At 50.1% G+C, this 21,198-nt stretch carries 20 protein-coding genes; all 20 read right to left on the bottom strand.

Going from position 1 to position 21,198, the window contains the following annotated elements; all coding sequences use genetic code 11:
• Nucleotides 1-159: 159 nt before the first annotated feature.
• Nucleotides 160-3,381: a glycosyltransferase family 39 protein gene (locus AC3WRW_RS10290; protein WP_492546225.1), complete on the bottom strand. Its 3,222-nt coding sequence runs from the start codon at nt 3,379-3,381 to the stop codon at nt 160-162.
• Nucleotides 3,382-3,465: 84 nt separating this feature from the next.
• Entirely contained in the window at nt 3,466-3,693 is a 228-nt protein-coding gene (locus AC3WRW_RS10285; RefSeq protein WP_167061928.1) for a DUF7667 family protein, read from the bottom strand.
• A gap of 338 nt (nt 3,694-4,031) precedes the next feature.
• Nucleotides 4,032-4,682, bottom strand: a complete 651-nt coding sequence (locus tag AC3WRW_RS10280) for a transcriptional regulator (RefSeq protein ID WP_492546224.1) — start codon at nt 4,680-4,682, stop codon at nt 4,032-4,034.
• A 212-nt stretch (nt 4,683-4,894) separates the two neighbouring features.
• Nucleotides 4,895-5,086, bottom strand: a complete 192-nt coding sequence (locus AC3WRW_RS10275) for a hypothetical protein (RefSeq protein ID WP_492546223.1) — start codon at nt 5,084-5,086, stop codon at nt 4,895-4,897.
• A 197-nt stretch (nt 5,087-5,283) separates the two neighbouring features.
• Nucleotides 5,284-6,462, bottom strand: a complete 1,179-nt coding sequence (locus tag AC3WRW_RS10270; protein ID WP_492546222.1) for a DNA sulfur modification protein DndB — start codon at nt 6,460-6,462, stop codon at nt 5,284-5,286.
• Nucleotides 6,462-7,598: a DNA sulfur modification protein DndB gene (locus tag AC3WRW_RS10265; RefSeq protein WP_492546221.1), complete on the bottom strand. Its 1,137-nt coding sequence runs from the start codon at nt 7,596-7,598 to the stop codon at nt 6,462-6,464. Before AC3WRW_RS10265 ends, AC3WRW_RS10270 begins: the two co-directional genes overlap by 1 nt.
• 93 nt (nt 7,599-7,691) lie before the next feature.
• A complete protein-coding gene (locus AC3WRW_RS10260; RefSeq protein ID WP_492546220.1) occupies nt 7,692-8,867 on the bottom strand; it encodes an aminotransferase class I/II-fold pyridoxal phosphate-dependent enzyme in 1,176 nt (391 codons plus the stop codon).
• Nucleotides 8,868-8,899: 32 nt separating this feature from the next.
• Nucleotides 8,900-10,003 carry a site-2 protease family protein gene (locus AC3WRW_RS10255; protein ID WP_492546219.1) on the bottom strand — a complete coding sequence of 368 codons (1,104 nt, stop codon included), beginning with the start codon at nt 10,001-10,003 and terminating at the stop codon, nt 8,900-8,902.
• 1 nt (nt 10,004) lies between these two features.
• Nucleotides 10,005-10,370: an arsenate reductase family protein gene (locus tag AC3WRW_RS10250; RefSeq protein WP_492546218.1), complete on the bottom strand. Its 366-nt coding sequence runs from the start codon at nt 10,368-10,370 to the stop codon at nt 10,005-10,007.
• Nucleotides 10,371-10,500: 130 nt separating this feature from the next.
• On the bottom strand, nt 10,501-11,439 hold the full coding sequence (locus tag AC3WRW_RS10245; protein WP_492546217.1) for an RluA family pseudouridine synthase: 939 nt from the start codon (nt 11,437-11,439) through the stop codon (nt 10,501-10,503).
• Entirely contained in the window at nt 11,436-12,005 is a 570-nt protein-coding gene (locus AC3WRW_RS10240) for a cob(I)yrinic acid a,c-diamide adenosyltransferase (protein WP_492546216.1), read from the bottom strand. Before AC3WRW_RS10240 ends, AC3WRW_RS10245 begins: the two co-directional genes overlap by 4 nt.
• Nucleotides 12,002-13,615: a cobyric acid synthase gene (locus tag AC3WRW_RS10235; protein WP_492546215.1), complete on the bottom strand. Its 1,614-nt coding sequence runs from the start codon at nt 13,613-13,615 to the stop codon at nt 12,002-12,004. The genes AC3WRW_RS10240 and AC3WRW_RS10235 overlap by 4 nt, the downstream gene beginning before the upstream one ends.
• Nucleotides 13,605-14,711: a threonine-phosphate decarboxylase CobD gene (gene cobD, locus AC3WRW_RS10230; RefSeq protein ID WP_492546214.1), complete on the bottom strand. Its 1,107-nt coding sequence runs from the start codon at nt 14,709-14,711 to the stop codon at nt 13,605-13,607. The genes AC3WRW_RS10235 and cobD overlap by 11 nt, the downstream gene beginning before the upstream one ends.
• A gap of 20 nt (nt 14,712-14,731) precedes the next feature.
• Entirely contained in the window at nt 14,732-15,565 is an 834-nt protein-coding gene (cobS, locus tag AC3WRW_RS10225) for an adenosylcobinamide-GDP ribazoletransferase (RefSeq protein ID WP_492546213.1), read from the bottom strand.
• Nucleotides 15,541-16,515 (bottom strand): adenosylcobinamide-phosphate synthase CbiB, encoded by a 975-nt coding sequence (gene cbiB / locus AC3WRW_RS10220; protein WP_492546301.1) that lies wholly within the window; start codon nt 16,513-16,515, stop codon nt 15,541-15,543. The genes cobS and cbiB overlap by 25 nt, the downstream gene beginning before the upstream one ends.
• Nucleotides 16,516-16,536: 21 nt before the next feature.
• Nucleotides 16,537-17,136 carry a bifunctional adenosylcobinamide kinase/adenosylcobinamide-phosphate guanylyltransferase gene (gene cobU, locus AC3WRW_RS10215; protein WP_492546212.1) on the bottom strand — a complete coding sequence of 200 codons (600 nt, stop codon included), beginning with the start codon at nt 17,134-17,136 and terminating at the stop codon, nt 16,537-16,539.
• Nucleotides 17,137-17,162: 26 nt separating this feature from the next.
• Nucleotides 17,163-18,245: a nicotinate-nucleotide--dimethylbenzimidazole phosphoribosyltransferase gene (gene cobT / locus AC3WRW_RS10210; protein WP_492546211.1), complete on the bottom strand. Its 1,083-nt coding sequence runs from the start codon at nt 18,243-18,245 to the stop codon at nt 17,163-17,165.
• A gap of 18 nt (nt 18,246-18,263) precedes the next feature.
• Nucleotides 18,264-19,046, bottom strand: coding sequence for a heme ABC transporter ATP-binding protein (locus tag AC3WRW_RS10205; RefSeq protein ID WP_492546210.1), 783 nt, complete (start codon nt 19,044-19,046; stop codon nt 18,264-18,266).
• Between the two features lie 5 nt (nt 19,047-19,051).
• Nucleotides 19,052-20,089, bottom strand: coding sequence for a FecCD family ABC transporter permease (locus tag AC3WRW_RS10200; RefSeq protein ID WP_492546209.1), 1,038 nt, complete (start codon nt 20,087-20,089; stop codon nt 19,052-19,054).
• Entirely contained in the window at nt 20,090-21,106 is a 1,017-nt protein-coding gene (locus AC3WRW_RS10195) for an ABC transporter substrate-binding protein (RefSeq protein WP_492546208.1), read from the bottom strand. It abuts the gene before it with no gap.
• Between the last annotated feature and the right edge of the window lie 92 nt (nt 21,107-21,198).

The raw sequence follows: 21,198 nt of genomic DNA, 5'->3' as shown, positions 1-21,198 counted from the left end.
TCATTCACTCTCCATTAAGTTTTTGATGATAAAAAGAGACCCCGCTTCCTTTGTTCGATAAAAGGTGGGAGTCTCCTGCTGTTCGGTCGACAGTTTAATTCATAGTAAATCACTTGGGATTATACTACCATTGCTTTTTGGGAACGTCAATACTTTTCTTTAAAAGAAATTCCACCCCGGCAGCCACCGGAGGAAGAAGGAATAGGTCGATGGAATGATCATCCCCGAAAGAATCGGATAGAACAGAGCGAATAATACAAATACGCCGGCTAAATAGCCGTAGACCCATCTTCTTTTGTGCAGCGGCCCCACTTCCAAATACTCTTTGATATAGTAAGTCAAAATGAGCACGAGGAAAGGCACCATGGCAAAATAATGATAGATGAAGGTCAGCCTAGGCACCAGCATCCATGGCAAATACTGCGAGCAATAAGCGATGAGCAGCATGCGCAGCAGCTTATTTTTCCTCTTAATTGCCACGTAGAACGATACAAGGACAGCTATGAAACCAGGCCACCACACGAGCGGATTGCCGAACGAGACGATGCTCGACAGCATGCCTTGCGGCATAAACTTGGCTTGATAATACCAGATAGGCCGAAGCATCATCGGCCACTCCCACCATGGCGAGGAGAACGGATGCGTCGCTACCAAATCTTTATGATATTTGTACATGTGCACCTGATAGGTGACAACGTCCTTCAACTGGTGTCCCGGTCCCGGAACCATCATGAATGGAATATAAGACAACGTATAGATGCCTAATGGGACGATGACAAACATCAGTACACACCACAGCAGCGTAAGAATCGTATTTCTTGCAAAAAGCTTCTGCACAAGCATCAGGCGGCTTCTCTCCGGCTCTGTGAGCGTCGGTTTCGACTCCGATTCCTCGTTGTCCGGCTCGAGCGGTGGCGATGTTGGAGGAGAAGTCTCCTCCTGCAGCAGCCGCCGGGCGAACCGGTATTCGCTGAACCGTTCGATCAAAGATAAGAGCAGCAGCAACGCAAGGCCTGCTCCGCCATAGATCACGATCCACTTGGAGGCGGCTCCGATTCCGAAGAAAAGACCGGACAGCCCTAATGGGATCAGCGTAGTCCATAGCTTTTCGCGATAAAAGCTGAGCGTCGTGTAGCGGTACATGAAATAGAACATCAGCATGATAAAGAATACGCCGTATACATCGATGGTCGCTATACGCGTTTGCGCAAAGTGCATAAAATCAAACGTTAAGAGGAAGGCGGCGATAAAAGCATATTCGGACCGGCCAAACATCCGCTTCGCAAACACATAGATCACGGGAATCATGCCGACGCCAAACAGCGTTCCGACAATACGCCAGCCGAACGGATTAAGTCCGAAAATGTAAATGCCGATAGCCATGAGCACCTTACCGAGCGGCGGATGCGTGCTTTCGTAAGGCTCTATTTTGTGAATATGCTCATAGGCCGTCCTTGCGTGATAAATCTCATCAAAATAAGTCCCGTTCATATATGTAGGCGTATACGGTACTACACTGGATTCATCAAATAGATTCGCTGGTTTCCCTTCGTCCGCCAAGTTAATATCTTGTTCCTTAACTTCCTTAATCGGCAAAATAGCCGAGGAGCCATCTCCGAAAATACCGATTTCATGCAGATGCAGCGGTGCGCTCTCCTGCCCGTCAATCACCACTTTGACGTAACGAGCGTCCTTATTCGGTTCCACCGTGTTCCAGGTGAAGACCTTGGTATGATCCGATTTCACGGCGATTTGATCCTGCCACTGCTGGCCATCCTGGGAAAACCAGAAGGAGTAAGAGCCCTCCCCGACACCGGCAAAGGTGTTAATTCTTGTAATGTTATGAGAGCTGCCCAAGTCGGCGATAACCGCTTCTCCTGCATTCGTCGGCTTCCAAAACGTTGTAGGCGCTTTGTGCCCGCCCAGATGGAATAAAGCGATGATCGTGTAAATGACCACCAGCAAGCCGAGATACAGCATATCTTTTTTCGAGAAAAAACGTCCCTTCGGGCTTCTTTCTACGCCATCCCCGCTAGGTTTGAAAATAGCGTTCCAGCGCTCGCTCCATTTGTCCGCCGCCGGAGCTTTTGGAAGCGGAAGCGCAGTGGTTTCATCCTGTCGTTTCTGTTCTTGTTGTGATTGCACGAAAAGCCTCCATCCCAAAGTACAAGCGTAAATAAATAGTATAACATTGATCGCAGAAACAACCAGCATCAAAGAATCATAACGCGGAATATGGTAGTCTTGATGAAAGCTGCGCAGCAGCACATCCGCGATATTGATGAAATGTGTCAAGCTGAACCCAATAAACAGGCCTAGAATCCGGCGATCCCTGATATAAATAAAACTCGTAAGAGCCAGCAGCAAGCCATAATGCAAATAGCGCTCATGCATTTTGGTCATGCACATAAAAACGGCTGTAATAAATAAGAAGGCTACATATAAAACAGCACCGCGCCGGCCTTTGCTGCGAATATACAAATAGCAGGTGTACAGAACGGAAAGGACCATGAGCACTACACCCAATCTATCGTAGGAAAGATATAGGAAGCTCGTCTTCATATCAATGAAATTGCCGCCAAGCAGCGCCATAAGATTAAAAGCGTTTAAGGAAGCGTAAGGGTATGAGGATAAAGTGCCTGAGTACAGCCCGACCAACCACCCATAACCTCTTCCTATGGCAAAAGGCAGCGAAACGACCGCGATCGTCGCCATACCGCTGAGCACACTCAGCAGGAATACCATCAGATTGCGTTTGCGTATTACGTCAATAAGCAGAAAAATACCGAAAAGAAGCGCCTGCGGTTTCAGCAAAAGAGCCAGCGCGATAAACACGGACGCCTGAGGAAGCTTCCCGCGCTGCTGCAGCAGCAATGTCGCTGCAATAAACAGCATGAAAAACGAGTCGACCTGTCCCCATATCGCCGAATTCGACCAAATCGCAGGGTTAAAAGCAAACAACGCAGCAATGCCTATGGCTTGCAGCCATGTGCGTGCTCCGCCTTTCCGGCTGGAGGCCAGACAAAACAATACGTATACGGTTACGATATCTGCCAGAATGGCAGGAAGTTTAAGCAGCAGCAGCGACTGTCCGCTCTCCCATGGAATAGACAGCTTGTGGTGCAGCATACCGACGACATACAGGACATACATATAGCCAGGCGGATAATCCAGAAAATAATCCTTAGCATTGGTATACATGCCGGACAACCCCACGGTATAGGCCCGGTCCGCCCACGCCAGGAAGGTTCGGACATCGGTATCGTAGCCCACCCAGATCGGTGCAAGATATAGTCTTAGTAATAGCGCTGTCAGTAGCAGTAAACCCAGAAGTAAGAATTTATGAGGCCTTTCGCCCACTTGCTTGAACCAGCTTACCATGCGGCATCTCCTTAGAAATAGACTACTACCATTATACCCGTCCACTCTCTAGCAGAAAAGGAAAAAAGCACCGACCCTTTCGGTTCAGTGCTTCGGTTCAATCTTTTCGATGCGCTCGCAAATTTCATGAAGCCAATCATAGTCTCCTGTAAGCGATGCACAAAGCGATAAATTTTCTAGTTTTAATCGGTTCCATACATATGTCGCGTTAGCTTCCATGCACAGCATTAACTCATCCTGCTCTGCTCGCGTCAACTCCCGCGCTCTGCGCAATGTCCATAACTCCGCCATGCGTTGATGAACGGCCAACATGGTTTCAAGACCCTCCTGCTTCGTAAGTTGCTAACATTATGCAGTATGGACAAAGTTGGCGAGACTGAAACAGTAAAGTCTGCACTCCGGCATAATACCTGACAGGTATAACCCTGTCGAGCTAGAACCTTGAAGGGAGCCTCCTCTTGCGATGCATTGTGATTCATTATCGTATGGACCTCATTGCCGTTATTTTCAATAATAGGCCTTTATCCCATAAATAACGGACTCAAGAGACGTTACTAGTCAAATAGACAGCCATTTTTCATGCCGATAAGGTGAATAACTGCTTCGGAGTCCATTAGAATTGCAAACACCTCTCTACCTCCAAATAAGGACTACTCTGTCCGTAAGCAATACGTTCGGTACCTCTTCTGCCCACTCTGCACCACCAACAACTCCCGTTTGACTAAGTTATGCAAGATTCGCCGAGCATGACGGTCCGTAATCCGTAGGTGGTCCGCCAGCTCTAACGGCGTAAATGGCCGCAGCAAGCGACGGGAATAGCGAACGGCTTCGGCCTCAAAGCAATTCAATTCAGCGGATACATCTGTCGAAAGGAACGTTCCGATGAAAGAAAGAACGAGCTGCTGGCATCGCCAAGGCTCATCTTTAATGGAAAGATAAGCGATAGGCAAAAATGTCCACCCATCAAGCGCCAATAAACTATGCCGCCAACATAAATCCTTAAATCGACTTACATCCAGATCTCTGGCATGAGGTCCGTAGCCTTGAATTTCAATACCGCCCTTCATGCCGCCAGGTCTGTAGGCCAGATCCACATAGCGGTATCCATTGTTAAAATCACGCACCTCCCATTCGGGATACAGATGGTCAAAATTTCTCACTGTCGGAAACCAGATCGTTCGCAGAAATTCCATAGTCCCATGACCTAATCCTTTCTCAAGCAATTCACGCCTTCTTGGATTGGTCTCCTGCCTAATATTCAGCTGCATCCATTCCTCATATTTTTGATCAAATCTTGGCACTCCGCCTCACTCCTCTTTAGACAAAATAAAAACAAAAAGCCGCCCCGATACAAAGTATCGAAGCGGCGTGTTCTTCACAACCGAATTGGTATTAAGTGTATCCTGAAAACAGCACTTCAGCAATAGTCATTTTCGCTTAGCTTAACAAAAAAAGAGACCATCCATCAGATCATTTCTGACCATTCAAGACAGCCTCTTCGCAGCTCTTTTTATTAAGGAATGTGGATTACGGCGATTTTATCGATTGGGAAGAAGAAGATAGTACCGCTAGTACTTGCAAGTACAACATTACCGTGTTCAATACCAAGGAATTTACCTGTGTGGTTCGGAGTAGTGCCGGCATGAATAGTGATGACAGTGCCAAGGCTGATGCGGTTTAAAGTAGCTAATACGGAGCAACTCATCGTTTTCTCCTCCTTTCAAGCTTTATAGTATATAGTATTCTAGCGATCTATTTCTGATATAGACGAATGCTAGAAGAAATTCATATATTTCGTCCAAATCTAGCATCCGCATGCATCGTCATATCTCCGAAAAAAGCAAAAAAAGCCCCTCACGCTTAACATTCGTTAAGAGTGAAAGGCTGCTAGTTTCGGTAGATTTATGCAGTAGATTCTTCTTCCTCAGACGCACGTTCTGCATCCGTACCTTCGAGGAAAAATTGAACAAGCTTCACGTGCTTTTTCAATGATTTCTCGTGAATCAAGTTGATTTTGCCATTATCCAAAGCGCCGAAGACATAGATCAATTCCTCATTCTCATGCGACCAGTCAAAGCCTTCAAGAATTTGGAGGCAATCTGTCCAATCCTCGTTGTACTGCCCATTCGGGAATAAGAAACGGTTTGAATAAAGCGCGATACTTTCCTGAATAACACGATTCGCTGACGTATATTGCGCCAGACCCGGCTGCTCCGGCATCATCGGCAATAACGTATTGAAAAATTGGTGCAGAATTTCAACATACGTCGAAGGATCGTGGCGAATTTTACGCTGAAGCTCATAAGACGGCTGCATTCTGCCTGAGAACAACATCGTGGCTGTCGCGTATAACCAGCTGAAGCACGTGAAATTCCGGTTGAATGATGTCAAATTGCTGCGTCTCTCCACGCCGACAGCTTTGAGATACACGTTGTGATCAACGACTTGCTGAATCACCAAATTAAGCGGATCAATGGAATCGAAAGAGTGTCCAAGCTCCTTGCTCACCAGCTGTACTTTGGAGTTGATGTCCCCGAACAGCTGCTGCTCTTCTTCCTCCGTTAAGCCGATGTAGATCTGCACAGCAAGCTGTGTCTCCATTAAATCGAGACGTCTGCTCTCCAGTTGATTAATCGTGCCTTCCGTTTCTTCAACTTCTTGCTTAATATCCGCATCCTGCGGCATTTTACGCTGTTTGATTTTCAGAAGCACAAGCTTCTTCTCATAGCGTCTTACTTCCTTCTGCATTTGCTCGTTCACATAACCAAGCGCAAGAATCCGGTGCTGCCCATCCAAAATAGAAAGTTTCGAGCCGTGTCTCAGCAGGAACTCCTTCTCACCCTTGGACAATTGATTCACTTCGCGAAGCGAAAGCGTAACCGGTCCGAAGAAAACATGATCCAGCTCGCGTTCTTGCAGATACGTAGAGATTTTGCGTCTTTGCATGTTGCTAAGCTTCCGCTGCACCATCGGGTCGATCATCGTATAATTGAGCAAATCCTGCACGCGCAAGGCAACGGTGGAAAGTCCGAATTTTTCGCAAAACGGATGAATCGTCATTTTAAGGCGTAATCCTTCCATTAGCTCACGTCCTCCTTATCGCTGATCAAGAATGCATTCTGTTCTTGATAAAAGTTTTTGATGAAATTATAGGCTTTCATAATACGGGTACGTCTAGGCAAACGATCCTTCTCGTCTCCCGCGTAGATCCCGTTCCAGTTCACATGAGGAAGTATTTTCAAAGCATGTTCAAGCGCATAACGATTGAATTTCCCTGTTTTTGTAGCTTCTTCATGAATAAACAAGGCTAGTGCGATTTGGATATTTTCCGTCCAAACTAGTTCGCCTTTAGCTGGCGCCTCCAAATAATTCAACAGGCCGTTGAAGTAGGTCCCCGCCAAGGATACCAGATCCTGCAGATCTTTATCCTCATACTGATAACCGTTGTTTCGCGCTGCGGATTTCATTCTGCCTTCAAACAAAGCAACCAAAATTTCAATCAGCAAGTGGTAGGAGAACAGATACTCCGGCGACTTGCCGCGTTCGGAGAACATGTCAACCGTCAGCTTTTGCATGGCTGGCGCTTTGGCAGCAAGCTCCGTTGCAGCCACGTGATAAAATCTGCGTTGGTCGCGAAGCACGGCGAGGTTGCCGCCCAGCTTCCGCGGAAGCTTGTTAATATCAGAGAACAGCTGACGCTCTTGACGGGCGTTAATGTCCAAATACGTCATGGTTGAAATCGGGAATGCGTACAACCGGCGCAGCTTCTCTGTAATTTCTTCCATTTTGTCATATTCCCGGCGGTCTTTGGCGCGTGCCATTTGGCTTTGCAGTGTTTCCATAATACGCTGGAACGCTGCCAGCCTGTGTTGGCCGTCCACTACGTACAATTTTTCAATTGGCTGCAGTCGAAGCGCTTGCTGCTCTTCATCATATTGGCCTGCGCCTCTTGCCGAGAAAATGATTCCAGGGAAATAGATCGGCTGGCGATTTTCTAAATACAAATTGACATAATCGATTAATTTAGAAAGATTGCGTGGAATAATCGCACGCTGCACTTCTAAATCAACTTCATAGAGTGAAAACAACTTGCTCATAGGTAATGTAGCTGCAATTGTCGCTTGCCCAAACGTCTGGCCCAGGACTCCTGGAATTTCTACAAACGATGATGGCTTCTGCTCAGCTAAAAGCTCTGACAATGAGGAAATGGCGTCCATATGCTTGCCCCTTTCAACTATTAAGGTGTAATGTTACTCAAAAACGATTTCATATATCTCTCATTCTCCTATTTTTACCAAAATCTCTAACTTTCATTCTACGGTTCGAAGCCAATCTCCTATGCGCCTTGCCGCCTCAAGCAATCTGACTTCATCTTGCACCAAAGCAATTCGCACAAACCCTTCTCCTTCTGCTCCGAAAGCGTCTCCAGGTATAACGGCTACACCTGCACGATACAGCATTTCCCGGGAAATTTGTCGAGATGTCCATCCTTTTGGAATGGGTGCCCAGATGAACATGGTTGCCTTGGGTGGCGGTATGATCCAACCCGCATCCTTTAAAGCCGAAATAAATGTATTGCGTCTCTTCTCATAAACGTCGGCAACAGAATGATCGTGTTCCATATCTTCCTCTAGTGCTGCAATTCCAGCCGCTTGAATAGCACCGAATACGCCATAATCAATATTTGATTTGAGCGTTCGCAGAGCCTTTACAGCAGCCTCATTACCGGTGAGGAAAGCGATCCGACAACCTGCCATGTTAAAGCTTTTGGACAGAGAATGAAACTCGACAGCAACCTCCTTAGCGCCTTCGATCTCCAAAATGCTGATCGGCTTGTAGCCGTCAAAAGCCATTTCAGAGTAGGCTAGATCGTGTACGACAAGCAACTCATGCTTTTTGGCATAGGCAATCAAATGCTCAAAAAAAGCACGATCTGCAACAGCAGACAGCGGATTGCTCGGATAGTTTAACAGGATGAACTTCGCTTTGGCAGCCACGTCTACTGGAATGTCATCTAATTGTGGTAAAAAATCATTGGATGCGCGCAAGGGGAGCAAGTACGGCTCAACTCCTGCCAGCACAAGACTTGCCGAATATATGGGGTAACCTGGATCAGGAACAATGGCGATGTCCCCAGGATCACAGAGTGAAAGCGCCAAGTGAGCAAGACCATCTTGTGAGCCCATTAACGTTAAAATTTCATTCTCAGGATTAAGCTCTACACCGAATCGGTACTGGTACCATCTGGCCACGGCTTCCCGAAAGGCTAAGCTTCCTTCCGATGTCGGGTATCCATAGTGCGCAGGGTTGCGCACAGCCTCAGCGATGGCATTCAAAATGCGTTCGGACGGGGGGAGATCAGGACTTCCTATACCTAAATCTATGACGTCTACCCCTTGGTTCATAACCTCTCTCTTCCAATCTGCCACTTCCGAAAAAATAGCCGATCCTAACTGACTAAGCCGTTTTGATCCTGTAAATGACATGGTAGTTATCCTCATTAAGTTATATTGAACAGTTAATCCATAATTCCTGCTTGATGAACAAGTCTTATCATATAAAGCAGAAATAAAACGAGCCCTAAATAGGCCGCACCGAATTTCCAGCGGGTTTTGGCCGGAACCTCATAGTAACGATCCCCATTATCCATAGGCGAGAAGTCGACTTGAACCTGCAGTCCCAAATAAAATCCGCTTTCTTTCTGCAGGCGGTCTACCTTGACAAGCTGCACTCTACGAATCAACGATTGCTGCGGCAAATAGGCATGACCCTCAAAGCCAATCCCCTGCCAGTACATGACGATCGTTTGCCGTCCGTCGCCTGCGCCCTGTAAATCTGAATATGTCGTAAAATCCAGCTCGCGCGTATGATTTTCTCCTGGGATGATGTATCCTTGCTGGAGTAAATGATCGGCGGCAAATTCAAAGCGGGTGGAAACAGAAACTAGCTGCTCTCTCTTTCTGTATTTCACATATTTCTTATACAAATCCCAGGCAAACATCGCCCAGATGACGAAGAAAATAAGCTGATTGACGTAGTGATCCAAATAAAAAATAAAAACTAAACCACCAATTAGGCCCAAAATCCATAACCATCGGGTTACTGCGGTTGCGATTCTCCCGCCATCGAGCGGATGAATCGGCAGCAAATTAATTAAATTTAAATAAAACGCAGCATACGCTATAGAAACAATGACAGGTGAATCGGTATATACGCCTAAAGCAAATGCGGCAACGCCTCCCAGAGTCCCCAAAACGGGTCCTCCAATACCGATGAAAGCTTCCGTTGCTGCATCGGCCGGATTCTTTTTCATCATGATTAATGCGCCAAGAAACGGGATAAAGACAGGCGCCGAGACGGGCAGTCCTTTCAACCTTGCCGCAAGAACATGACCGAGTTCATGAATCAGAATCATGACCACAATCCCGATGGCAGAAGAAAGCGGAGCCAATTGGGCGTATGCCCAAACCGTAATAAACATCGAGATGACAGCTCCGCCGACCTTGCCAACTTTTAAAAATGTCAAAAGCAGCTTTCCTTGCGATAGCAAGACAGCCAGGAAACCGCCTATGGCTAGGGGCGACTTTTTGCGTGATGGTTTCTGCTTCTCCTCCAACCTCACATCACCCCTTTGCCCATGCTTCCTCGAACTCTGCTTCCTTAAAGCCGACCGTAACCTTCGTGCCGTCCGTCACAATGGGGCGTTTGATCAACCTGCCGTTGGAAGCCAGCAGCTCCAGCATTTGTTCCTGCGTCATGCCGGGGAGCTTGTCTTTCAAATTCATTTCCTTGTACACTTCACCGGATGTGTTAAAAAACTTTTTGATGCCGAGTCCGCTATCGCTTAACAGCTTGGCCAATTCTTTCGCAGACGGCGGCGTCTCGAATAACGGTACGTTCTCTGTCACGTCGACGTCGTGAGCTTTCAGCCACTTCAAAGTAGCCCGGCATGTCCCGCATTTATCGTAACCATATACTTTTACTCCCATGATGTAAGAACTCCTTTATGTAAGTGTAAAGCTTATTTTGATAATTAATTAAAATTTTGGGCTAATTTATACAGAAAGTCAAGTTATTCGAAATAAAAACCATCCTAAAATTTGGATGGTTTTCGTAAAACTAGTCATTTTTTTGTAACCAAGCTTGCAAAGCGGCTAAATCCGCAGGAAGCGGAGCGTTAAACTCCGTCCAAGCCCTCGTTCCAGGATGAACAAAGCCCAGTTTAAAAGCATGCAGCGCCTGGCGGGTCAGCCGCTCACCAGCCTCTGCCGCAGGGCTTCCCTCAAATTCAGGCAATGTATACATCTTGTCCCCGAGCAGCGGATGGCCTAAATGCCGCATATGCACGCGTATTTGGTGCGTTCTCCCCGTTTCGAGCCAAATGCGGACTAAGGCGGCCTGCGCATATTGTTCCACGACCTCGTAATGAGTTACTGCCGAGTACCCCTCTGGAGTGACGATGCGCACATGCGGCTGCTCCGGATCCCGGTCGATGGGTTCGTTAATCGTTCCTGTGGTATCTGTTAAGCGCCCCCATACAAAGGCCAAATATTCTTTTTTTACCTGGTGCTGAATCATCTGCTCCGATATTTGCTGGTGAACGTAGGGCGTCTTTGCGATGGCCAATACGCCCGATGTTTCTTGATCCAGCCGGTGCACAGGGCGGAAACGGCAGGTGATGCCGGCCTGCTGCCAGTGATGCACAACGCCGTTGGCTATCGTATTCACGTAATGCCCGTGCGTAGGATGCACAATCATGCCTGCATCTTTGGCCACAATCAGCAGATGCTCGTCTTCATGAAGAATGTGCAGAGGAAGGTCTTGAGGCAAAATATCCTCCGACGCTTCCTCCTCCATCCGGATCTCCACGCGGTCGCCGGCTTTCACTTTGATGTTGATATATTGCCTGATCCCATTGACCGTAATCCCCTGTTCCGTCAATTTAATGCGGGACAGCAGCTTGCGGGAGACCATCAATCTTTTTTGCAGCACCGTCTTCAGAATAAAGCCTTCTTCCTCGGGCGGCACGATATATACTAACGGTTCATAGTAGCTCATGATTTACGTCTAAACACCTCTGCACTGCGCACATATTCCACATCGGCAATCCCTTCGCGGTGATTCGCCGTACGAGCAATCGTAAAGAACAAATCGGACAGCCGGTTCAAATACCTGCGCACTTCCGGATTAATTTCTTGCGTTCGGGCCAGCGTAACGACCCGGCGTTCCGCCCTGCGGCAAACGGTGCGGCAGACATGAAGCGTAGAAGAAACGCTTCCCCCGCCGGGCAAAATAAACCGCGTAATATCCGGTGTTTCGGCATCGTATTTATCGATCCAAGCCTCAAGCGCATCCACCATCTCCGCTGTAACTTTGTATGGGCGCAGCTCCTGCTTCAAAAGGGCAAGATCCGAGCCGCAATCGAACAGCTCATGCTGCACTTGCAGCAAATCCGCCAGCAAGTCCGGATATTTGGCCGGGTCCATGAAGCTCATCGCCTGACCTACATAACAATTCAGTTCATCCGTCGTGCCGTATGCTTCAACACGAGCATCGTCTTTATCCACACGGCCGCCAATTACGCCTGTCTGTCCGGCATCCCCGGTACGCGTATAAATTTTCATTCTGTAACGTCCTCCCTTTGACAAGGCTGTGATACCTTCATCATCTCATAAACGCGCTGCATATCCAAGTGACTTCTAACATGGTCAGCCAGCCTGTCGAATGCGGCCTCTCTGCGCTCCTTGAAGCGCAAACCTCCAGCAACAGGGGCCAGCCCTTTCACTTGCCGGATGCGGTTTAACCAAGCTCTTCGGAAATCATCGTTATGCAAAATCCCGTGCACATAGGTCCCCCAGATACGTCCCTGCTCCACTGCCGCCCCGTCTCCATGCGATTCGTTGTCCGAAGCATAGGCTACATCATTGGTATACGCCTTGATTTGAAAAGGCATGACAACTTCTTCCAGAAACCTAGTCCGCCCCATATGGATTTCATACCCGTCTATCATCAGCTCTTGACCGTCTTCCTCCGTAAAAAGCGAAGCCTTTCCCTGCACCTGAACCGTACGTTTGCTGGACGTAAACACCGTCTCAGTCGGCAAAAGGCTTAATCCCTCGAGCTCCGGATGGTCGGATTCGTAACCGTGCGGATCAAGCAGCCTAACGCCAAGCATCTGATACCCGGCGCAAATACCGGCGACCCATCCGTTGTCGGCCCGTGCGAAAGCTTGAATGCGCGCTGCCAAACCGGACTCGTTCAAGTACCGCAGATCGTCCATCGTATTCTTGCTTCCCGGGAGCACAACGACATCCGGATCGCCCCAATCGGAGAGGTGCTCAATATACCGGAAATGCACATCCTTTTCTTCCTGAAGCGGATCAAAGTCCGTGAAGTTAGACAGGCGTGGCAAGCGAATCACCGCAACATCCAATTGGTCTTTTGATTTCTCGGGCGCACTCTGCGCCCTTTTCTGCATGCGTTTTGAATCTAAGGAAGCGGAGTCTTCATCTTCAATGCCCAGCTGAGGCAAATAAGGAATAACCCCTAGTACGGGCTTCCCTGTCCGCTCCTCCAGCCAGTCTAGGCCCGGCTGCAGCAGACTAACGTCGCCACGGAACTTGTTGATAATGAAACCCTGCACCCGGTCTCTTTCCTCCGGCGTCAAAATTTCCAGCGTCCCGACGATCGAAGCAAACACGCCGCCTTTATCAATATCAGCCACGAGAATAACAGGCGCCTCCGCCCATCCGGCTAAGCGCATATTCACGATGTCGCGATCCTTGAGATTCACCTCCGCCGGGCTCCCTGCGCCCTCCAGCACCACAATCTCATATTCGCTGCGCAGCCGGCCTAACGCGTCTTTAACAATGACTTCCGCCTGCGGCAGGTACGATTCCCGGTAGGTTCTTGCATCTAAATCGGAGTATGGCTTGCCGTGTACGACAACCTGGGCGACCATGTCCTGTTTGGGCTTCAGCAAAATCGGATTCATATCCGTTGTCGCTAAAATCCGGCAGGCGTCCGCCTGAACCCCTTGCGCCCGTCCGATCTCCTTGCCGTCGAAGGTAACGTAAGAATTGAGAGACATATTTTGCGACTTGAATGGCGCAGTATGCCAGCCGTCCTGAACGAGAATACGGCATAGCGCTGCCGTTAGAATACTTTTACCGACATCCGAAGCTGTCCCTTGAATCATCAGCGTTGCTGCCCGTGCCGCCGTTCTAGTCCTCATATTGTCCTCGATTCTGCGCCAGAGCTGCCAGCATGAGACGCAGCCCCTCGATTAACCGCTCATTATCCCCGCGAAGCCGAATGGCAACACGGCAGTATCGTTCATTCAAGCCCTCAAAGAGGGAGGCGTCCCTGATCAAAATGCCCTGCTGCCCCATATGCTTTTGCGCCTGCTTCACGGTTATGCCCATCCCCTCAGGAAAGGAAAATAGCGCAAAATTCACTTCGGTGGTCACCGCATCCAAGCCCAATTGCCTCAGCTGTCCGATGAGCCAGGCTTTCTCTTCCTGCAGCCAAAGCCGGCTGTTTCGCTCAAACGCTTCGTCCTCCAGCACAGCCGCACCGATGCGTTGAGCCAAATAATTAACGCTCCACTGCACTTGCTGCCGGCTTATCTCCCGAATCGCATCCGGATGCGCCACCATAAAACCTAACCGAATCCCCGGGATGGAGTAAAATTTCGTCATCGAGCGAATAACGAAAAGCTGCCGGCTCGTCGAAGCCAATTTCAAGAGCGAGTGCTCCTGCTCATTTGGCACAAAATCCATGAAAGCCTCGTCGATCACGCATTTGCGCCCGCTCTTCACAAGTTGATCCACGATATGACGGGGAATCAGCTTGCCTGTCGGATTATTCGGATGTCCCAGAAAAAAGAGATCCACAGCCGGCAAAGCGGCTTCTACATCGTGCTGCTGCAGCTCAAATTGGCAAGCGGATCGCAGCGGGATATTGTAAATGCCGCCGCCTGATTTATGAATCGCTTCCTCGTACTCGCTAAAAGACGGTCTCACTAATCCAGTCATGGAAGGTCTCAGCACTCTCGCAGTCAAATCGATCAACTCTGCCGCCCCGTTGCCAACCAATATGCTCTCCATCGGGATATCATATTTGCGCGCAAGCTTGCTGCGCAATTCGCGCACAGCTGGGTCTGGATATTTGACGATATCCCGCCATGCGTCCGTCAAGATTTGCTGAACAGCAGAAGGAGGACCCAGCGGGTTCATATTCGAGCTAAAATCGAGAAATTCGTCCTTGGGCCGGCCGAATGCTTCTTCTGCGGTCCAGAGATCGCCTCCATGTCCATAGCGTTCTAGCATGAATTCCTCTCCCTTCTTTACTAAGTTGCAAAATGTGTTGCAAACACAACGACGCCGAGCAGCAGCACAGCTTCCAGCAGCTCATTCAAAGCGCCGTACGTATCGCCGGTAAGTCCCCCTAATTTGCGGCTCATGTAAGCCGCCATGAACCAACCTGCTATCCATGTGATGCTGGAAAAACAGATCAGTACAGGCCAAATAACCGAGCCGATCCCTGTAAAAGCGAATCCAGCGAAAATAGTAGTTGTAAACAGGGCGACTAAAAATGAAGTGATCACATGTCCTCTGCTCACGCCTTGGAAAAAGCTGCCCAGCCCCGATTCTTTCCGGGCATAGGGCCAGCGCTGAATAGCCGCTGTCATAAACCACCGGCTCCAGATCGGAACGATGGCTAACAAAATAAGACCGTTATCGGATTCACCCGTGTTCTTCAACTCCAATAAGGTATAAAGGAGCGAAAACTTGAGCAGCAGGTGAAGGACAGCAATGATGACGCCCATCGCTCCTACTCGGCTGTCCTTCATAATTTCAAGCATTTGTTCGCGGGACCGGTGGCTAAGAATACCGTCAGCCGTATCCATGAGCCCATCCAGATGCAGGCCGCCTGTTGCAACGATCCAAAGCCCAAGAAGCAGCACCGCTGCCGGCAGTGCGGGCAGAAACAGGCTCAGCCCTTCTCCTGCCAGGAGCAGCAGAAGACCGATCACGCTGCCGGCTAACGGGTAGAAAATCACGCTGCGCCGGAAGACTAGGTTTGTATAATTAATTTGCACGGGAATCGGCAAACGGGTTAGAAATTGAAAGGCTGCGATGCAAGCACGCAGCCAATCTAGAACAATACGAGCAGTAGGCACAGCAATCCTCCCATCACTACAAAGCTGACGCCGTAGAGCATCCTGACGGCGTAGACGATATCCTGCTGCGTCCGCGGACGCAGCGGCCAGCCCAGACGGGCGCGTTCGCTTGCGACGCCGCCATAGACGTTCAGCCCGCCAAGCTCAATTCCGAGTGCCCCGGCGACCGCCGACTCCGGAATTCCGCTGTTCGGGCTGGGGTGCAGGTGCGCGAAGCGGCGAATCGCCGCCGCTGCGCGCTTCGCCGAGAGGCCCCGCTGCAGCAGGGCGACGAGGATCAGCAGGAGGCCGGTCAGCCGGGCCGGAATCCAGTTCATAGCGTCGTCCCAGCGGGCCGACGCCCAACCGAAATGACGGTAACGGTCATTTCGGTAGCCGACCATCGAATCCAGCGTATTCGATGCCCGGTACAGCATAGCGAGCGGAGCTCCGCCGATCAGCGCGTAGAAGAGCGGCGAAATCACCGCGTCCACGATATTCTCCGCCACGGTCTCGACGACCGCGCGTGTCAGTTCTTCTTCGCCGAGCGCATCCGTATCACGGCCAACGATGTAGCCCGTGTACTTCCGGGCATCGGCAAGTTCGCCTTTGCGCAGCGGATTGTACACGAGATAAGCGGCATCCTTCAGTCCCTTAATGGCAATCGTCGTTGAAATCAGCCACGTACTGACCGCGTAGCCCAACCATTCGTTGACCGCACGCGCTGCCAGAATGATGACAAGCACACAGCAGAAGCTTACCATCACAGTAGTAGTTGCAAGCAGAACGCCTTTTATCTTCAACCTTTTCGGGCTATCGCCTTCTTTGCGCAGCGCGCCTTCCATCCAGCGTATCCAGCGGCCGACGAGAATAACCGGATGTGTCGGCCATTTCGGATCGCCAATGATCCAATCTAATACAATGGCAGCAGCCGTCATACTGACGATCTCCTGCCAGGAATAAATCCACATAGTCATCACCGTTCCATGCTTCTAAGACTGCTTGCCTCCGACTTTGCCTTCGCCTTTGCCTTCACCGAGCCGGTATGCAATGCTTTTTAACTCGATGGGGATACCGACCGTTACGAGAAACACTCTCTCGCACACTTCGGCTAAACGCTGATTCATCCGCCCCGCCAAGTCGCGGAACCTGCGGCCAAGCGGATATTCCGGCACAATGCCGTCTCCGACCTCATTCGTCACCAGAATGAGCTGTCCGCGGTAGCGGGAGACGGTATCTACCAGCTCCTCGACACAATCCATAACCAGCGCTGAAGCATTCTCTTCTCCTTCATACCGGAGCAGCCAGTTGCTTAACCAGAGCGTTAAGCAATCGACCAACACAACGGCCTCCTCGCCGCTCTCGTCCAGTTGGTTCAAGAGCCCGCACAGCCGGAACGGCTCCTCCCGGGTATCCCACGGATACCCGGAGTTGAGCCTCGTCTGCCGGTGCAGACCAACCCGCTCCCTCATTTCCTCATCGTAGATGTGGGAGGTCGCGATATAAATCCCCCGCTCGCTGCTCTGCATCGCAAGCTTCTCGGCGAACGAACTTTTGCCGCTGCGCGCGCCGCCCGTTACCAAAACCGCCATGGCGCCTTCGCCTCCTTCCCTGCTGCCTACTCTCGCGACACGCCTGCGCTTTCGAATGTCGCCATCTCTCTCATGATCTTGCCTGCGGCCTCGATCAAGTTAAAGACAAGCACCGCGCCTGTTCCTTCGCCCAGGCGCATATCCATCTGCAGCATCGCAGAGAGGCCGACAGCCTCGAGCATCTTCACATGCCCCTGCTCCTGCGATAAGTGCGAGGCGAGCATGTACGGCGCGCTTAGCGGCGCCAACCGGCTCGCCACGAGCGCCGCCGCCGACGAGATGTAGCCGTCGACGACAACCGGGCAACGATTCTTCGCTGCGCCAAGAATCACGCCTACCAGTCCGGCGATCTCCAATCCGCCGACTTTGCTCAATACCTCAAGCGCGTAGTCTCCGCTTGAGCGGTCCGCCGCATTGTCCTTCGCCGGGCGCAGCCCGTTCACGTCCAATGCCCTGTTGACGACCGCTTGCTTGTGCAGCATCTTGGCATCGTCAATGCCTGTTCCGCGGCCTACGGATATTTCGGCGTCTACGCCTGCCAGCGCGCATAACATGGCTGCGCTGGCCGTTGTATTGCCAATCCCCATCTCGCCGGTAGCGAAGAGACGGTACCCCTTCTCCGCCAGCTCATCCACAATTTGCACGCCCGTTTCTATGGCTTGTACCGCTTCTTCCAGCGTCAATGCCGCTTCACGCGCCATGTTGCGAGATCCTTTCCTGACCTTGCGCGACACCAGATGCGTGTGTTCCAAATCTGCATTGACTCCCATGTCCACGCATACTACGTCTGCTCCCGCGTGTCTGGCAAGTACGTTAACCGCCGCACCGCCATGAAGGAAGTTCAGCACCATCTGCGGCGTAACTTCCGCCGGGAACGCGCTGATGCCTTCTTCGCAAACGCCATGGTCGCCAGCCATCACAATGACCGCTTTTTTATCAAAAACAGGCTTGACCTCTCCGGTAATCCCGGCAACTTGACGCGCAATATCTTCCAATTTCCCTAGGCTGCCCTGAGGTTTGGTTAATTGATTCAAATGATGGTTCGCTTCATTTACCTTCTCTGCATGAATGGGTTCGATAGCGTCAATTATAGCTTGCAAGTTGCTCACATTTCATTCCTCCATTGCTTATTCGTACTTTTCAGGCTGCAATAAAATTTGTGGCGCTTGGTTGACAGGGTGTTGCAGAACAATAGGCTCTGTTCCGTAGACCTCTGTAATCAGCTTGCTGGTAATGATCTCATGGGGCGTTCCTATCGCTGCCAGCATACCGTTATGTACCACCATCAGTCTGGTGCAATATTGGGCTGCCAAATTCAAATCGTGCAGGACAGCTACAACCGTTAGCTGCGATTCGCGCTGCCATTCCCGAATGTAGTCCATCATTTGCACTTGATATCCGATGTCCAGAAAAGTCGTAGGCTCATCCAGCATCAGCAAGCGCGGCTGCTGAGCCATCACTTTAGCAAGCGCTACCCGCTGCCGCTCTCCGCCGCTGAGACGCTCAATCGTACGTTCCACGAGCGGTTCCAAATGCAGCTTCCGGATGATCCCCTCAATTAATTGCTCAGCCTCGGCCGTATCCTCGCCAAGCCAATTCTGGAAGGGGTAGCGGCCCATTTCCACAACTTCACGAATGGTAAAGCCAACTGGCGGCAAAGCATCTTGCTGCAGAACAGCCAGCCATCTAGCCAGTTCTTTTCGCGAATAGGAAGATGCAGGCCGGTCATCCAGCAGGACCGATCCTCTTTTTACCGCATCAATCCCGGAAAGAAGGCGAAGCAGCGTCGATTTCCCGCTTCCATTAGGCCCTATAATGCCAAAAAACTCACCGTGTTTGACCTCAAAGCTCAAATTATCAAGTACTTGACGTTCATGAAAACTTTGAGAAAGCTGCTCCACTTTAATCATCTTGTTCAACCTCTTAACGTTTTCTTATCCTTATGAAGCAAATAAGCAAAGAACGGAGCGCCCAAAAACGCCGTTATGACACCGAGGGGAATCTCCGTCGGACTAAGCAGCGTACGAGCAAGCGTATCCGCCCACAAAACATAGATACCGCCGCCAATCGCAGATAACGGAATAATAAGACGATAATCCGGACCCACCAGCAGACGCACCAAATGCGGAACGATAAGTCCGACAAAACCGATGACCCCGGCTACGGATACAGCTGCTGCCGTGATGAAGGTAGCGACAATGAGCACTATCAACTTTGTTCGTTCTACATTCACCCCAAGATGGGCGGCCTGCCGCTCTCCCAGCGCCAGTAAATTCAAAGATCGTGCATAACTAAGCAGTACAACTAAGCCTATAATCAAGTAAGGCGAAATAATCGTGATGTACGGCCATCCCCGCATGGCCAAGCTGCCCATTAGCCAAAAAATAATTTCATTGATGACTTGTTTGGAAATGGACACCATGAAGGATACGATCGCGCCAAGAAAAGCCTGCATGACGACACCTGACAAAATAAGCGTCTCCATCTTCAACTTTCCGTCGATTTGAGCCAGCCTAAGAACCAAGAACAGTGACAGGAGTCCCGTGACAAACGCAACAATCGGAATAGACCACTGGCCAAACCAAGCCATCTGCAGTCCGAAATAGATTAAAAATGCCGCTCCAACCGATGCGCCGGAAGAAACACCGAGTGCATAAGGATCAGCAAGCGGATTCCGCAGAACGCCCTGGAAGGCAGCACCCGCCACAGAGAGGGACGCCCCTACGAGAATTCCGAGCAGCACGCGCGGGAAACGCACTTTATTGATGATCTGCTCCGCCGATTGCTGCCAACTGGCATCGATATAGTCACCTATCCATGGTATATGTTTACCCAGAATGCCCGCAATTTGAAGAACTGGGAGATTGGCTGTCCCCACCGATAAACTTGCCAAAATAGAAAGAAGAAGGAGTATACCTCCTACTCCTCCCCACAGCATTAGTTTTCTTTTCATTTATTTCACCAGTTCGGGATAAATGCCTTTCGCCATTTCCAGCAGTCCATCCGTCAGTCTCGGTCCAGGACGGCTGAGCATGTTCTGATCTAAGCCGACCACCTGCTTATTTTTCACAGCATCAATAGCATCCCAACCGCTTCTTGTACGAATGATTTCATCCAGCGGCTTCTTGCTTTTGCTATCGACAACTCCGTTCGCGAACAGAATGACAGCCGGGTTTTGCGCAATGATTTTCTCTTCGCTGATTTGGTACCAGCCTTTTCCGTCGCCTGCTACATTAATGCCCCCGGATAACTTGATCAACTCATCCATGAATTCGCCGCTGCCGACCGTCCAGCCCGGGCTGAATTCAATATAAACTTTTTTCTTATTTTCCTGCCTCACGTCTTTCACCGCATTAACAACTTTCTGGCGGTCCGCCTTCATCTTAGCGACCACTTTCTCCGCTTGTTCCTGACGATCTGTAATTAAACCGTACGTTTCAATGTTCGCCATTGCGTCATCCAACGTTTTGGGCTCCACTTTAAACACGTTGATATTCATTTGACGCAGCTTCTCCACCGTGTCAGCTTTCATCGAGACACCTGTGAATACGATACTTGCATTGGTGGCGATTAAAGCTTCCTGGTTAGGCTTTGTGATACTGCCTAGTTTCGGCTTCGACTTCGCTGCTTCGGGATAATCGTCAAAATCAGATACGCCTACGATATTAGCATCTAATCCAAGGGCAAACAAAGCTTCCGTTTCTGCCGGGGAAACAGACGCAATCCGCTCTGGCGCTTTGTCAAAAGTGAACTCTTTGCCTGTTGCATCCTTAACTTTCAACGGATAGGCCGTCTTTTTTGCAGGAGCAGGCGCTGTTGTTGCGCTAGGCGCTTTCGTCCCCTCTCCGCCAAGCTTGGACGGATTCGTAATCTCCGCTTCTTTCTTACCGCATGCCGCTAAGCTGACGGCTGTTGTTAAGGCGACCGTCAGGATTAGTGCTTTCTTCATCCATTTTTTTTGCATTTGCATGATGCAGCCTCTCTCTCACCGTATTTTATTTCGATTGATCCTAATAAAAAGCCCCTCTGCTCCTAAGGAACAAAGGGGACGATAAATCGCGG

Source organism: Paenibacillus sp. FW126-R14 (genome assembly GCF_058789495.1).
Note: the sequence above shows the minus strand (reverse complement) of the source record. Positions and strands in the feature narration are given on the sequence as shown.